The sequence below is a fragment of the Natrialba asiatica DSM 12278 genome (assembly GCF_000337555.1).
GTDB lineage: Archaea > Halobacteriota > Halobacteria > Halobacteriales > Natrialbaceae > Natrialba > Natrialba asiatica.
This window is the reverse complement of sequence record NZ_AOIO01000041.1, coordinates 15,774-30,258: the sequence shown is the minus strand read 5'-3', so window position 1 is coordinate 30,258 and position 14,485 is coordinate 15,774. Positions and strand designations below refer to the sequence as shown.

At 52.4% G+C, this 14,485-nt stretch carries 10 protein-coding genes and 1 pseudogene; 3 read left to right on the top strand and 8 right to left on the bottom strand.

What is annotated here, in order from left to right; all coding sequences use genetic code 11:
* Positions 1-20 precede the first annotated feature (20 nt).
* The 3 genes from C481_RS19635 to C481_RS19625 all read right to left on the bottom strand — a co-directional run bounded on the left by C481_RS19635 (position 21) and on the right by C481_RS19625 (position 4,384).
* Positions 21-719 carry a hypothetical protein gene (locus C481_RS19635; RefSeq protein ID WP_006111084.1) on the bottom strand — a complete coding sequence of 233 codons (699 nt, stop codon included), beginning with the start codon at positions 717-719 and terminating at the stop codon, positions 21-23.
* Positions 720-828: 109 nt separating this feature from the next.
* A complete protein-coding gene (locus C481_RS19630) occupies positions 829-2,223 on the bottom strand; it encodes an ATP-binding protein (protein WP_006111083.1) in 1,395 nt (464 codons plus the stop codon).
* 160 nt (positions 2,224-2,383) lie between these two features.
* Positions 2,384-4,384 carry a hypothetical protein gene (locus tag C481_RS19625; protein ID WP_006111082.1) on the bottom strand — a complete coding sequence of 667 codons (2,001 nt, stop codon included), beginning with the start codon at positions 4,382-4,384 and terminating at the stop codon, positions 2,384-2,386.
* Between the two features lie 70 nt (positions 4,385-4,454).
* On the opposite strand from C481_RS19625, the gene C481_RS19620 reads away from it, so the two are divergent.
* The gene (locus C481_RS19620; protein WP_006111081.1) at positions 4,455-5,387 is read left to right on the top strand and encodes a WD40 repeat domain-containing protein; all 933 of its coding nucleotides are present in this window, start codon (positions 4,455-4,457) and stop codon (positions 5,385-5,387) included.
* A gap of 548 nt (positions 5,388-5,935) precedes the next feature.
* Here the strand turns inward: C481_RS19620 and C481_RS19610 are convergent.
* The 4 genes and pseudogenes from C481_RS19610 to C481_RS19600 form a co-directional block, all read right to left on the bottom strand.
* Positions 5,936-6,747, bottom strand: a pseudogene (locus C481_RS19610) (ADP-ribosylglycohydrolase family protein).
* A 61-nt stretch (positions 6,748-6,808) separates the two neighbouring features.
* The gene (locus C481_RS23225) at positions 6,809-7,024 is read right to left on the bottom strand and encodes a KTSC domain-containing protein (protein ID WP_083860938.1); all 216 of its coding nucleotides are present in this window, start codon (positions 7,022-7,024) and stop codon (positions 6,809-6,811) included.
* 9 nt (positions 7,025-7,033) lie between these two features.
* Positions 7,034-8,785 (bottom strand): ATP-binding protein, encoded by a 1,752-nt coding sequence (locus C481_RS21355; RefSeq protein ID WP_206537184.1) that lies wholly within the window; start codon positions 8,783-8,785, stop codon positions 7,034-7,036.
* On the bottom strand, positions 8,778-9,995 hold the full coding sequence (locus C481_RS19600) for an SIR2 family protein (RefSeq protein WP_152422216.1): 1,218 nt from the start codon (positions 9,993-9,995) through the stop codon (positions 8,778-8,780). The genes C481_RS21355 and C481_RS19600 overlap by 8 nt, the downstream gene beginning before the upstream one ends.
* Positions 9,996-10,717: 722 nt before the next feature.
* Between C481_RS19600 and C481_RS19595 the strand changes: the two genes are divergently transcribed.
* Entirely contained in the window at positions 10,718-11,842 is a 1,125-nt protein-coding gene (locus C481_RS19595; RefSeq protein WP_006111077.1) for a tyrosine-type recombinase/integrase, read from the top strand.
* A gap of 919 nt (positions 11,843-12,761) precedes the next feature.
* Here the strand turns inward: C481_RS19595 and C481_RS19585 are convergent.
* On the bottom strand, positions 12,762-13,238 hold the full coding sequence (locus C481_RS19585) for a hypothetical protein (protein ID WP_006111075.1): 477 nt from the start codon (positions 13,236-13,238) through the stop codon (positions 12,762-12,764).
* Between the two features lie 115 nt (positions 13,239-13,353).
* Between C481_RS19585 and C481_RS19580 the strand changes: the two genes are divergently transcribed.
* Positions 13,354-14,136 carry a hypothetical protein gene (locus C481_RS19580; RefSeq protein WP_241434718.1) on the top strand — a complete coding sequence of 261 codons (783 nt, stop codon included), beginning with the start codon at positions 13,354-13,356 and terminating at the stop codon, positions 14,134-14,136.
* The last annotated feature ends 349 nt before the right edge of the window (positions 14,137-14,485 follow it).

The following is a 14,485-nucleotide window of genomic DNA, read 5'->3' as shown; positions in this document are numbered from 1 at the left end:
TAAGGGGAGAATTGAATTCGCTATACGGGCTCTTCAGGAGGGTTAAATAGACGGTCGAGTTCGAAAAGGGGCTCAATGTCCCCTGTAGCATAATGCGAAATCAATCGTTCGAGGTCATCTATCGAGCAGGGGCCAGTATCACCGTTATCAAGTCCATCGACATACAGCTCTCCCAGAACCTGCCCGATGTGCTTGCCCTGTACATGTGCGGAGTCAATCGCATCGTATCCCTGCAGAGACGTCTCCAGATTATAATCGGAGTAGTAGGTAGATGTCGTCTCAACGCCCTCCCAGTCACAGAGCGTCTCGAACTTCGGGAAGTCCTTCCATTCCGGAAGTCGATTACCGTGGCGTTCAGTCGCTGGATGTCTCAGATCCTCGTGACCAACGAGCAGCGGTTCAACGTCGACACCCACGAGTGCACCCCAGTTGCGAAGGTGGATGGCGTCAAACCCATCTCCGTTATAGGTGAGCGTACGACTTGCATCCCGAGCACGACACCAGGAGACGGCGTCTTCTAACAGAGAGGCGGTAGAGTCATCGTCCCATCCCCCACGACGAAAGAGCACCGTCGTCTCAATTGGGCCCTCAGGTTCAGATTGATAGCCAAGCGCAATTGCAACCAGTTCGAAGTAAGCGGTGTCATCGAAATCATCCCAGCCAGGATCGTTAAAGGGGCTAGCAGTTTCGACGTCAATCGCGAGCGTTCCGTGACTCATATCCGCTGACTGCTCAATACGTGGATATAAATCACTGGTAGACTCATCCATGGTTCGGGGAAAATCCGGCAAATACGCAGTTGTTTCTACCAGATGTTTTGATTCTGGGTTACTCCTTGTGTACAGCCACCTGTCCGACCTCGCCGAGAAGGTCGGTAAGCGCGTTCTCGAATTCCCTAGTTTGATCCGGGAATGGAGTCCGAGTGTGCGCCAGCTCATGAAGCAGCACCCCCAGGAAAGTGCTTGCGTCAGTCAGGACATCTCGATGGACGATAATACGTTGGTCACGACCCTGATGGAGTCCCTGCGTTGAATCGTCGTCAGTCGCTCTGAACTGTTGTGCAATGCGGAACTCATAGTCAGCAGGGTGGCTTACAATTTCAAAGAGGTCGTGACGGAGGTCCCAGATTTGTCGTTCAGGTTCCCTGAGGTCGGTCTCCGTAACCCACGTGAACTCGAAGCTGTCCTCATACTCGTTCTGATACACGGAGACGTCGCGAATCGTGTTCCCATCGATATCATCTGTCGAGTTCAATTCGTCACGGATCCGGTCAGGAACCGTCACGACATCGTATCCGTCGTCTCGGGCATGGTCAAGCAGGTCTCTGTTGCGTCGTTGTTCGTCGACGGTCGAGACCACGACCTTCCGGCGGGCGTTGAGGATCTGGACTGCGTGAAGCTGAATTGGCTTCCAACCGAGTTCGTCGTGGGTACTCCCCTCAGTAAACCGCTGGAGATCGTCGACAAGACGTTCGGCGACAGTTTCAGACTCGCATGCCCGAAGGATTCGTTTCACTCGGGCAGTATAGGCCGTTCGCCCAACGTTCGAACGCTCCCGATTGAGCGCATCTCGGATTTGCTTCGTCGTGTTGGTGATGTCGTACGAGAAGAGGAAGTTCTCCTCTTCAGCGACTTTTAATCCGGTGACGTAGACCGCGGCGGATTCGCCGTCGGCGACCCGATAGACGTTCCCAAAGCGAGTCGCTTCCAGTTGTTCGACATCGCTGTACCGGATGAAGTTCCCTTTCGCTTCCTCGATCGCGTCTTTGCTTATTCCGTCGAGAATGACGTCGGTCCCCTCGAGAGACTGCTTTGGCGGTTGCACGTCGACGTGAAGGGTAGAGATGTCTTCGAATCCATGCTTTGGTGCTTCCTCGGTTCGGAACGTGTTGTGCTTCGAGTGAATAACCACGTTGATACCGTGCCGATGGAAGGTCGCGAGCGCATCCTTCAGCCCAACGCCGAACTTCCCAATGACCGTATCTGGGCGTTCGAGTTTCTCCTCGTTTTCTGCCTGCGTGAAGTGATCATATCGGAGTCCTCGGCCGAAATCTCGAATGTGCCACCGACCCTTATCATCCAGGTAGATATCAGGCTCTTGCGTGTCGGTGAGTGCGTGTTCGTCGAGGGCGTTAGCAATGAGTTCTCGAGCCCCGTCAGCAGGCCCCCAAGCCTCAAGAACGTCCTCCATATTTAGGTCGAACTTTCCAGTTTTCGTATTCATGTCTTCCAGAATTGACTTCTATACGATAAATGTGCCGTCTATCGAGAGCCTGTTGGTTACTTTCTCGTCAGGGATCAAAGCCCAAGAACCGCTGTAAAATGAGTGCTAGCCTAATTAAGTCCACGTCGCAGAATGGGCACCTAGTAGTTACAGAGGACAGCTACGTCTCTGGAAGAGGGTCAGGGTTGTTCTGTTTCTCTATGTCTGTCCCAAGGCTCCAGGTATCTTCCCCACTAGGGCCGATACGGGGATACGAACTATATTCACCCGGTAGTTCGCGATGGTTGGCGGTTTGCAGTATGTCGATTGTGGCGAGAAGGTCAAGCCATTGCGGTTTGGTGAGTTCCACATCAACCCCTTCGGCATTACCTTCTCCGAGACGCATTTTTGCGAACACATTGTCTTCGTTCGAGGAAGTAATCTGCAGTATTAATGGTTCTTCTTCGCCAGAGCTGCCGGATATCCGGTGAGGCTCGTTCTCGGCATGATCGAACGGGTATGTCTCCAGATCGAGGACTTTTCCCTGACCAGGGACCTCACCACCAGAAATTGTCTCAAGCGATACCAGCACAGCCTCCAGTTGTTTGACCTCGTCGCCAGCTAACCAGATGTAACCTCCCTCCCACGACCCGCGTCCAAAATGAAGCTTGAGAGCAAAGTCTCCATCCGCTTCGAAATCGGTGATAGTGAGGCGAACATAGCCTTGTTTCATCTCTGATGGGTTTTCGAACGGGTCCTCGCTATCATGGTAGGGATCAGCAGACCGTCCTTTGAGGAGATACGATCGAGCTTTTTTCCCTTGTTCAAACTCAGACTCTGGCGACCGGAGTGAGTTTGAAAAGGTTGCAGAGATCCAGCCATTTGTATCCGCTAATTCTGAATTGTCGGTCAGGAGATCCTGTGCATACTCGGCTGCATCTGAGTTCTTCAAGCGTTCTGCTTCTTCTTCAGTAACAAAGGGAGAGATGACATCCTGTCCTCGTTCAAGTGTGATGTCCCCGTAGCCGATTTTTCTGGGCCTGTATCTATCCATGTATCCATCGTGCTGAGGGATCATATTCGTCGCTCGCCGAGCGAGGCTGACCGTCCCGTCCTCATCGACGGCCAGGATCCCTACTTCATCCAGTTCCTCATGCAGAGATAGAACGTTTAGACTCTCCTCTTCGAGGGATTGAGGAACTGCAAGATAGAGCCGAGATAGGGTCTTTGTCTGGAGAAATTCAGAGAGCTGCCGAATCATTCGGTCCCCGCCAAAGGATGATTCACCCTTTGCTTCAACGCCAATGACCTCGTTGAGATCCGGGGCCTCGACAGCATCTGTCGGGTCTGGACTTTCTGGGAATGCGAGGAGATCTATCGGGCGGAACGCCTGATCCGACTCCCGTACATTAGGGAGATACGCCTCGGGAAGACCCCCATACTCTCGCCAGATACAATGACGGACCCACGGTTCTTCACGTCGCGCGAACACGGGGTCGGTCTCGCGAGAGAGGAACTCAGCATCGCGCAAGATATGAGGTTCGTAGGCTTGGTCTGGGTCGATATTTTTCTCAATATCGTAGAGGACGCCTCCCCTGAGATTGAGCGGGACATGGATAATTCCCATCTCCGTGGGGCAGCGAGCGCGTTGAAGCTCGGTCATAGCCTGTGTCAACGGAATCGGGGATTTTGAGTCCGCCACTGGCCCATCAAGTTTAGAGGAGATGTACTTCCGAATAGTAGCGGCCGCCGAAGTGCGACGATTCAGAAATTCCTCCGGGAGCGCCTGTTCAATCGCATGATCGACGGTTTCCCGTTTATACTCCCCAGCAGTGATACCAGCACACAGCTTCTGACTGGTCTGGTTTAAAATGCCGATGTCTGGTTTGTTCGACCCATTGAGAACATTCTGGAGACCATCAACGGCATGGGATGCGAAGAAAATCCGATCTAGAGCACCGCTCTCCATGTATCGATGGCTCTGATCATAGAGAGTAGATCCAAAACCGACTCCAGATTTGCTTTTCAACTCAATCCCCCATACCTCGTTGTCCGGCGTCTTGGCAATCAGATCGATGCGTCCCGTTCCAAGATTCACCTCTCCTTCAACATCCATCCCTTTCTGAGTCTCTAACCAGTACCAGAGCCGTTCCTTCAGCAGAGCTTCGATAAATGCGGCCATTGAATTGTCACTATAAAATGGTAAGTCATCTATAAAAGATTATCTCTTTGAATCTCATGGTAGGATTCAGATGAGAGACGATAAGGTGCGTATCGAGATATGTGAAGCCCAAGACCACATCTATGACAAGACTAGGGCATGGGCAACATTTGATCCTGAATCCTATCAATCCTTTTTCCCGGATAGGTGTCGAGATTTTTACGGCGTTCCATCAGACAATGGACAGTACATTGCATGCTGGGCAGAGAACGAACGGGAATATTCCAGGGGTTACGAACCAGCCGGAATCTGTCTTGTCAGCACCCACAAGGTCGTTCAAGTAATCGAAGTTTCTGGCATCTCGGAAGCGGTTCCTGGGAATGATGGAACGATAGCAGCGCTAGGCGATCGAGGCAATACGTTCTATTTGTTCGATTCTAACGGCACGCAGCTTTTGAAAGAGTCCTTTGAGAGTAACACTGCAGCGTTAGCGATCTCACCCGATGGTCAGTACGCTGCTGTGGCTACCGCGTTCCCAGACAACGCAGTTCACATCTACGAAACTCGAAACGGTCGATATCTTGGACGTACCGAAAACGTGTCTACCAGCGTTCTCGGCCATCTTCAGTTCACATCCCGTGGTGACAGGAGAATCGTTGAGACATACAATATCGGTCCAGATTCGACATTAGATGTTGACCCAAAGCGGAAGGAAGTATTGGATGAGATTCCCGTAGAGGCACAGTTAGATGTAATGCAGTTGGAAGGAATTGTAATCGTTCCTGACTCGTCTATTGGGGAGTGGCACTTCATCCCCAACGAAATACTGGAAGAAGTAGATGGGGCACTCCGGATTCCAGGCGTGGAACTTGTGATGAGTTGCGGCGAAAAAGTTGAACCGCTTACTGCAGATTTGATTATCGACAACCCCCAGAACGCGGTGAAAGGGAGGTATGAGTTCTGTGAAAAGTGCAAATCTTCATCGGCCGCGTATCCTGATACGAAGGTAGAGCGGACACGTTGACGCAAGGGAGTGAAGTCAGCCGACAGAAGTGAAGACGCGCTTTCTCCTACCCTACAATCACCCGATCGAGGAACACCCTACTCGCCTCGTGGAACCTAACAACTCCGTCTCGCCCCGGACAGTGGATGGGTAACAAGCAGAGACACCTAGAGCGCCATCCAACTGGTGACAGATACGGTCTCGGCACAACCGTCAGCCGATAAACTCGCACCACGAACGCGGCGAGCATGCGACGAAAAGATGGATGTCTCGCTAGCGAAGAAGGGCGGCGTGTACGAGGTTCATACCGAATCAAGGAATTTCTACGATGTCGCCGCTGAGACGAGTACCTGTCTCGACTGGCAGCGGTACGACCCGAAGAGGGCTGTAAGGATATGCGTCGCGTCGATATCGAAATTGAGGCAGGGCACGTCCCAAGACCAGACGAACATCGTCCTCTCACGGAATCGAAACAGCAGCCAAATTCGCTACTGTAGGCTGTCAGTAGCGGTTGAACTTAACCAGAATCATAATATTAAGATTAAGTGATAAACTGGGGCCTCGGAAAGCTAGCTAACGGAATCCTCGTCCACGGTGAATTCTGCAGTGATTAGTACCGACTCGAGGTGTTCGATTTCATCAGCACACTCCAACTCGCCGATCCATCGATCGGGGAGTGCATCTGCTCCGAAGCGAGCTCCCGCGATAGCTCCCGTAACTGCACCGACGGTGTCGGTGTCTTCTCCCATATTTACAGCAGAGACGATGGCTTCCTCCGCCGTGTCCGCAGTAAGTCCGTGATACAGCGACGTTTGCAACGTATCGATTACGTAGCCGCTTGCACGGAGCGTATCGGGATTAGTATCGTCCGGAATCGATCGTAATGCTGTGAGGAGTTCCTCGGGAGCATCGGCTTCGACATGAACGAGAGCGTCTTTGAGATGCGTTGGTCGCTGGGCTACTAATTCTGCCAAAATGAGATTGAGCACGATGCAACCATACGTGCAGCGCGAATCCGCGTGATCGCTGAAGACGTCGCACTCACACGTGCGAGGTCGCTCCACTCATCTCGAAAGGCGGCTGAATATGGTGCACAGCGCATGATACTCCCAATTCCGGCATTGCTCCCTTCAGCGCGGGATTCCCACACCTGCTGGCCAGCATCACGCCAGGATACACCGTGTTTGATTTTTTGGAGGGCATCGCTGGTCATCAGGCCAATATCGAACGGACCACCGTCATACCAGGCGACAAAGCGCTTAGCGATATCGTCCGGCCTGAACGCGTGATGCTCGGAAAGGCTTCGGGCAATACAAAGCGCCATTTCGGTATCGTCAGTAATGGTCCCTGCAGGCTGATTGTGCGTCCCGTGGCCCAGCATCTCTGTAACCGTCCCATGCGTCTGCGAGATCTGGTGTGAGGAACGGAATTCACTTCTTGGCCTAATGCCGGCCGTTTGGCTTATTGTCCAATACCTGATGTATGTATTTACCGCGTGACTGTCCTGGGGTAGTAAACTCTTCCCAAACATGTCGTGGGCAATTTCCATACCACCACTCAGTTCCGTCCGTAAATCGAACGTAAATACGCTGTACATCTTCGTCGTACGCTTCAGCGACGATTCGTGAGGAGTGATGAACCGGGTCCCAGTCAAGCACGATAATATCTTATTGATAGATATCCCGCCAAGATGTCAAAACGTCTTCGACATCAGGAGCTTCGGGATTTGAACGCCATGGTTCTAGTGAGGGGTCCTCTGCTTCAGGCCAGGGGTTCGGTTTATCGAGGAAAGCCCGTACCGGCAATTCTACGGCTTCACCGCTAATGATTGCTTCATGCGTACGTAGCGATGGAAGAACGTCAGCGATGCCAGTGACAGTGTCGGGAAGCGCTGCCTTGATTGTTCCTTGATCTTCGGAGTTGGTGAGTCGAAGAGAAATAAGGGTTCCACACTGGGCCAATGCCGTCGCAGGAAGCTCTTTCGGGCGTTGAGTCACTGCCAGGAGTCCCACTCCGTACTTACGTCCTTCCCGTGCTATACGATTCGCTGCATCCCGCGTGAGACCATCCGCACTGTCGCTGAGGTATCGGTGGGCCTCCTCTAGAACTACCAGAACGGGAGATGGGCGCCCAATCCCCCTCCCATCGGCATCACTTCGCAATGCCAGTTCAAAAAGTAGGTCTAAAACAACTCCAATGGCAATGTCGGCGGTCTGATTTGGGACACCACTAAAGTCGAGTACCGATATCGGTTTTTCGCCTCCAAGCCATCCTTTTGTGACTTCAACAAGTGGGTCCTCACCCGTCGGGTCTCCGAGTGGCCGCTGGAAGAACCGGAGTTGCGGGTCGAGTAATCCCAGTCGGAGATGTTCTGGGCTATTTCCGTAGTGGTTGTACTTCGGTCCTTTGTTTGGTGGCTGACCAGCTGGCCCGTATGGTTCGTACTGTGCTGGTTCAAGGTCGCCAGCGTCACCAGGGTCGGTCTGACATGCTGTTTCGGGGTCATCTGTTACTTGGCGAGTCTCTCGATTTTCCGCATCGATCTTGTGCCAAATTGAGCGTATGTCGAACGGAATCGGTGTCTCCGAACTCACGGCAGTTGGATCGATGTCCAACCACTCCGCTTCCTTAGCAAAATCACCACGTGCTTCGGTTATGAGTTCCTCAAAACGGTTTTGAAATGTCTTATTCGGTTGACCGCCCACGAATATTTCCAAAATTTCCTCTGCAGGGAGTGCCCAATACGGAACTCGCAATTGGGCGTCTCCATCTGCAAAAACGCTGAGAACTGATGCGATATCCTCTAACGCCGTCGCGTACTCTCCGTGTGGGTCTATGACGATAATGTTGCTAGCATTCCATCCTTCTTTTACGAAATTCTGCAGAAGAGAGGAAACGGCACTCGTCTTTCCCGAACCAGTGGACCCTACGATTGCTGCGTGTTGGACTACCAATTGCTCGGCGTTCAGGGTCACTGGGATGTCCTCGTCGACAGAGAGACAACCTGCTCGGAACCGTTCGCCGTCAGAGAGCGGAAAAATCGACTTTAAATCTGACGACGTCGTGAAGTGAACAGGATCGTTCAATCCAGGATACGACCCGACGCCACGTTGAAATTGTTCTGTTCCACGGTCGATCTGTCCAATCAATTCAACTCGTAGTCCGCGCTCGTCGTCAATTTGTGCGGCCGTCATTTCAGAATCAGTAACCGATTCTGTGATGCTGACTTTGTTGACTGTCGCTACAAGATCCACCAACCCTTGCGGAATTCTGACTAACGACCCGACCTGCCCAATCGAGTGGAGATTCCCACGGTAGATGGGAGATGTCCCCGCCATCTCTTGGTCGAGGCCAACAGTGATAGAAGCACCGTTGACATCACGGACCCGACCAATCTGGGTGGGACTATCGTTAAACATTGCTCTCCCCGAAACGACTAATCTCGTCTTCCTCTATGGACTCATCAAAACTACCCTCTTCGTCAGTTTCACTGAGCATTTCTGCCAGTTGCTCTTCCATCGTTTCCGATCTACGCTGCGTCTCGACAGACAAATTTCGAGCGAGATATTTCGAGAGATTTCGGAAGTCCCGCAGGGCCATCTTTCCATCTTTCCAGACCAAGTCTCCGTTTTCCGTTTCGTCTCTCGGAGTCTCCCACTCACCACGGTTGCCTCCGATAATAGCCTCGTGGGGGCCTATAGCCTGAATATTCGGTATCTTTTCGGCTCGCTCGGCAAGTTTCTCGGGTATCTCGGAATAGCAAAACGCGATAAACTCTGATCGTTTGCACCGAGTCGCGGCCTCAAAGATTATTTCGTTCAGGTGCTGGTCTCCGAATCCATATCCCGAAATGATGAGGATGGTCTCGTCTTCGTGTAGTGCCCGTCGGAACCGATCTTGGAGCGCCAAGAAGGGAACTCTCCTTGACTCTTCGTACTTCCTGTCGGACGGATATATTGCGGCCGCACTTTCCTCTGCTTCTTGGCCGACCCGGACGATGTCACCGTCTTTCCGGACCCAGTTAATCGAGCCATGCACTTTCCACAGTCGCACGAATGACGACGGTATTTCATCGCCATTGGCACCTTTCGTCCGTTCGACGAGCTCCGTCTGGAACCGTGCGTTCAGGTTGCCGACGAACCCGTCGAAGTACCGCGCACCGACTTTCTCAAATGCAGTCTCTAACAATAGGTCGTAATTTACTGTGAACACTTCTACAGGGCGATGGTAGTCTCCACGCGCTGCCCACGTGGCGAAATATAGCATCGGGTCGATGTCAGCCTGTTCAATATCCAATGCCTGCACAATTTCTCGACAAATTGCTTCGTCAAGAGCCGCCGCGTCTTCTGCCGTCAGATCATCGAGAGACTGCCCCTCGTTGACTAAGGCTGAAATAGACCTAATTCTACTTAATGCATCCTCTAGTTCGTTTTCAGCTAACTGATTCTCAAATGCCACTGCGTGTTTCGTACTCAACTCTGAGAGAACCTCCCTTTGAAGGGCCGATACGTCCGACAGTCCACACGCAGAGGCAGCACCAGCACCGAGGAAGGTACAGACGTGACGCTCCCGCGTCGCTAACTTCGAACTGAGTGAATTTGCATACTCTATCGGGTTATGTGTAGTCACGAGCAACTCCTCCTTTGCAGTTTAGAGCGAGTTCTGTCGGTTAGTGTTGCTTCGGAATTGCTGGACAATTCAATGTCTTTAATCTTGTTCATCTTCATTCCTGCTTTCGAACCCTATTATAATCCATAAGGGTGACATTGGATCCAATGGTATTGTAAATATCGGAATTAATTACTTACTCTCGCTTTGTCGAATACGGCTACATTTGGCTGGTGTCGCGACTCAAATGAGATTCTAACATAGAGACTCCATGAGAGGCATTTAATAGCTGATTGAAATATATTGCTGCTAAACGGTGATCTTTCATTTGAACAGTTACCAATTCCCCTGTATCGTTTGTAAATCACACTAAGCTGCCAACTTCTGAGAAGGATCCACAGTTTCGGAGTTTTTGGTTGTGTTGTGTGCCTTATTTTCACTGCTGATGAGACCGGCTAGGTTCTCTTCCGGTGATGTGAGAGGAAATCAGAATCGCTAGGCATCTCCCGTTTCATAACTATTCCCGGAGAACAGAAGGCACGCTTCAAAACCATCCTCCGAAGTTGTGGCCTTCAGGCCTAGGGCTTCGTATAGCCACATACAATTTATAAATTAGAATGTCGCCGTTACATCCCTCCTATCCTTCGATATAGGAAGAATTCGAGAATCCAAATCTACTGTGTATTATCCCAGTTGTACACAGTAGATTTACGTGGGTCGCCGCCGTCGGTCAAGCACGAACCATGGAACCGGACGAGGGAGACGCTACACCCGGGGGAACGCCGGTCGAGGCGGCCATCCAGCAGTACCTCGACAGTGTTGAGGCTGGCAACTCCCGGAAGAACTTCCAGTCGACCCTCGTGACGTGGCAGTCTTGGCTACACGAGGAGCGGGGAGTGACGAGCCTCGAAGAGCTGGACGTCCTCGACTGTCGACGGTACGCTCGCCACCTCAAGCGACGTGTCCGTACCGGGGACCTGAAAGCAAGCACCGTGACGACCTACTACGCGTACGTCCGTGCGTTCCTCTCCTTCTGTGTTGCCGACGAACTCCTGGACTCGAATCCAGCGAAGGCCAAGCGCGCGACTGACGAACTCCCAGAAGACCTCGGTGATGCCGATCGCCAGTTCTGGCGACAAGAAGAACGGCGTGCGATCCTGCGCTATGTCGACGAGCGAGTCCAGCGTGCCCTCGATGACGAGGCAGACATCGCTCGGGATCGTGCCTACCGTGACCGGGCAATCATCTATCTCTTGTCTCTCTCGGGTGTCCGTGGGGCAGAGGTATTCGCCGAGCCTTCCGACGAGAAACGCACCGGAATCACCTGGAGGGACGTCCAGCTCGACGCTGGTGCCGTCCGCGTCCTCGGGAAGTCACGCGAGTACGAGTATGCCCAGCTTCCTGAGAGGGCTGCGACGGCGCTCAAACGGTACAAGAACGTCCTCGATCCACCGACCGACGAGTGGCCGGTCTTTCCCAGTGCACACGCTCCCTCGAAATATCGCGCCGTACGCGAGCAGCTGTCGCAGCGGGATGTTCCAGACGACGAAATCGAGACCATCCTCGAGAGCGACAACATCGATACGATACTCCGAGAACACGATGTCGTCCCCCCAGCAATTTCGACGAACGGAGCACGCAACCTGATGAAGCGGCTCTGTAAGGATGCCGACATCGCTGTCGACGGTGACTATCTGAAACCCCACGGTGCTCGTCGAGGACTGGGCCACGAACTCTACGCTAACGGTCATGCTGAATTAGCGCAGTCAGCGCTCCGTCACGCCAGCATCGAGACGACCCACGAATCCTACTCCGATATCCAAGCTGCAGAGACTGCGCAGCAGGTCGATGATCTACTGAGCGAATGATTTAACCAACAGGAAGTTTCTGGAGTAGTTTGTTGGTTAAGAACCAGCACTACCGGAAGGCCAGTTAATCGTAATATTAAGATTAAATCTGCTCAGAAATCGACGTGTCGAGAGATTACGTTCCGACACTCACGGTGGGGAAGGAACTCAGAGGCACGTTCTGGCGTTCCATTCTCGTGTTGACTCGCATGCTCCTTGATAAGTGACTGAAGCATTGTGAGCGGAACAGCTCCATCTCGAGACTCTATGTCTCGTTTGATGCCAGCACAGATTTCTGTCGTTCGATGGTCATCGGGCCCCATCCACTGGTAGACGTACTCTTGGGAATCAGCTTGGGACGAATAGCTTTGTACCCGTCTCAGGTTCGACATCGCGGTACTTTCCGTTCCTATAATCGTGAATGCTCGATCTTCATCTAATTCCGTGCGTTCAATTACCTCGTCGGCGATTCCTCGCATACTGTAATTGCCCTCAGTTAGTTTTCTGCATAGAATCTCTGCGATTTGCTGGGCCTGAGACTTCGGTATTCCTTCATAATACTGGTGTATCGCCTCAGAACGAGCGTTAACGTCGTTCCAATCGTACTGTGGAATCGTCTCTGACGGTTCTTCCTCGGACATACGGGTGTTCCCAAACAGCCGGTCAATAAGTCCCATAGTAGGATTGATATTTGTTACTACAAAATAATTCACACGATTGGAGGGGTGTTACACTCGCTTTCTCATAGAGCCAATTCAGACATCAACCCTAATTCTTAATCTTAAGAATAAGATTATACCATATCAACCGAGGTTCAGCGCCAAGATGAATAGGAGAAGTTCGGTCGGAGAGAAAATGCTTTCCGAAAATTCGTTGGATATGGGTGCCAGTAGTCCGACCAATAGTCGATCGAATTGGCCTGTCCTATCTCGGTCACCCGTTATCGAGCGTTAGGTGTCTCGGACTCGGGCTCATCAAACTCGAGGGCGTCAGTGACGCCCTGAGGGAGATCTGGTCGCGGAGCGCCTTCGTGACGCATCACCCGCTCAGACTTTTTCGTCTCCTCATAGACTGCGCGTGCTATCGGGACGCCCCGGAGGAAGTTGTGTTCGTAGAGAATCTCGACACCGCGTTCAGTTGGTCCCCAGAATTTTGAGGGGAGATTCCGCGTCGACGCATTCGGTTCATGAACGTAGACGTCAAGGATATCCGCCTTTCGAAGCCGCTCAAGTTGATCGAGGATAGCAGCCTCGTTCTTCGGGATCATGTAGTCAAGTTCGGCCAGCGACACGAGGTGAGCTGGATGGCCGAGGATTAACTGGATGATGAGGTGCCGAGTCTCCTGCGAGAGCAGCTCACGTATTCGTCGCTGCTCTGCAAATGGATCCTCGAATCCCTCCGGAGCCGTATCGCTCATATCTCAACCTAGCCTTCTCGACTGCATAATGGTTTGGGTCAACTAGGTCAATAAAGTCGTTGTTTGACTGAGTCAATTAGAAACGCCTATGACCCAACCAATTGTGTCTAACGGTATGAGTAGTCCGTCCGTTCCGCCGAACGCAGGCAAAATTATGGCGGCCGTGCAGCGGGCGTTACGCGGCCTTGACGTCGGGTCCACCGAAGCGACCCAAATTCTGTCATGGGCAAACAGTGAGACGCCGGCAATCTACGACCGCGACCAGACTGCCTATCTCGTCCTTGGAAGCTATCGTGATTCGTATCTCCGACGCGTACGGGCGGTCAGCGATCGATTGAACCGCCGCTATGGAACGTACGCATTTCTCATCGGCGACCTCACCGACATCGACATCCCACGTCTCCCCGAATTTCGCGTGAAATTCCATATCACAGCAACACTTAGTGACTACGTCGCTGCCGTCTTCGAACAGGATGCAGGTGGCGAAGTCAACGAACTCGGCAAACTTGGTGAAACCGAGTACTTCGAGAAGGCGTACGCCTTCCCCCGCGCGTACCACTGGGAAATGGAGGGAAATTTCGCAACTGAACGCGACGTTCTCGCTGCTGGGGCACAGATTATGGCTGCTACGGACGTCGACGAGGAGACGAAAGCTGCAGAACTCGAGGCGCTCGTCGACCGGGCAGAACACGCTGGTATCGACATCACGGTCGACGACGTGATTAGCAAGCTCGAGGATCAGCAGATCGACGTTCCCTCGTACAGCTGGGTTCACTTGAACGACTTTCGCCTCTTCGAACTCCACGGGCGGTGTTATCCCTGGACAACTGTGGATGAACTACTCGGAGCAACGGACGAGCTTCCAGGATCTCCCAGACCGAGCTGGGAACAACAGTAGAAGAATAACCTTATCCTTAAGATTAAGTTCCATCTATGGACGCACTTCCTCCAATATCTCGAATGCATTCGAGAGGAAGCCTCGCCAGCCATTCTTCTCAATGTACTCGAAATCCGGGGAAAGGATAGCGAGCTTTGTGAGTTCCTCTTCCCATCCAGCCTGAGGGTGAGTGTAGACGATCCAAGGGGCAAAGCTCGGTTTGGGGAAAATCTCGTACTCACCACCACGCCCACCCCTAATTTTCAGGGTTGTTTCGCCAACGCTCGTTCCAAAGCCAGTGATAGCGTATGAAGTCGAGTCGTAGTTTCAGTCCACCGTCTCCCAGATTACTCGATAGTCGTCTAACAGT

Bases quoted from the DNA above. Each gene is read 5' to 3' on its own strand.
- C481_RS19635 (WP_006111084.1), bottom strand. From the start codon at position 719: ATGAGTCACGGAACGCTCGCGATTGACGTCGAAACTGCTAGCCCCTTT.
- C481_RS19630 (WP_006111083.1), bottom strand. From the start codon at position 2,223: ATGAATACGAAAACTGGAAAGTTCGACCTAAATATGGAGGACGTTCTT.
- C481_RS19625 (WP_006111082.1), bottom strand. From the start codon at position 4,384: ATGGCCGCATTTATCGAAGCTCTGCTGAAGGAACGGCTCTGGTACTGG.
- C481_RS19620 (WP_006111081.1), top strand. From the start codon at position 4,455: ATGAGAGACGATAAGGTGCGTATCGAGATATGTGAAGCCCAAGACCAC.
- C481_RS21355 (WP_206537184.1), bottom strand. From the start codon at position 8,785: ATGTTTAACGATAGTCCCACCCAGATTGGTCGGGTCCGTGATGTCAAC.
- C481_RS19595 (WP_006111077.1), top strand. From the start codon at position 10,718: ATGGAACCGGACGAGGGAGACGCTACACCCGGGGGAACGCCGGTCGAG.
- C481_RS19585 (WP_006111075.1), bottom strand. From the start codon at position 13,238: ATGAGCGATACGGCTCCGGAGGGATTCGAGGATCCATTTGCAGAGCAG.
- C481_RS19580 (WP_241434718.1), top strand. From the start codon at position 13,354: ATGAGTAGTCCGTCCGTTCCGCCGAACGCAGGCAAAATTATGGCGGCC.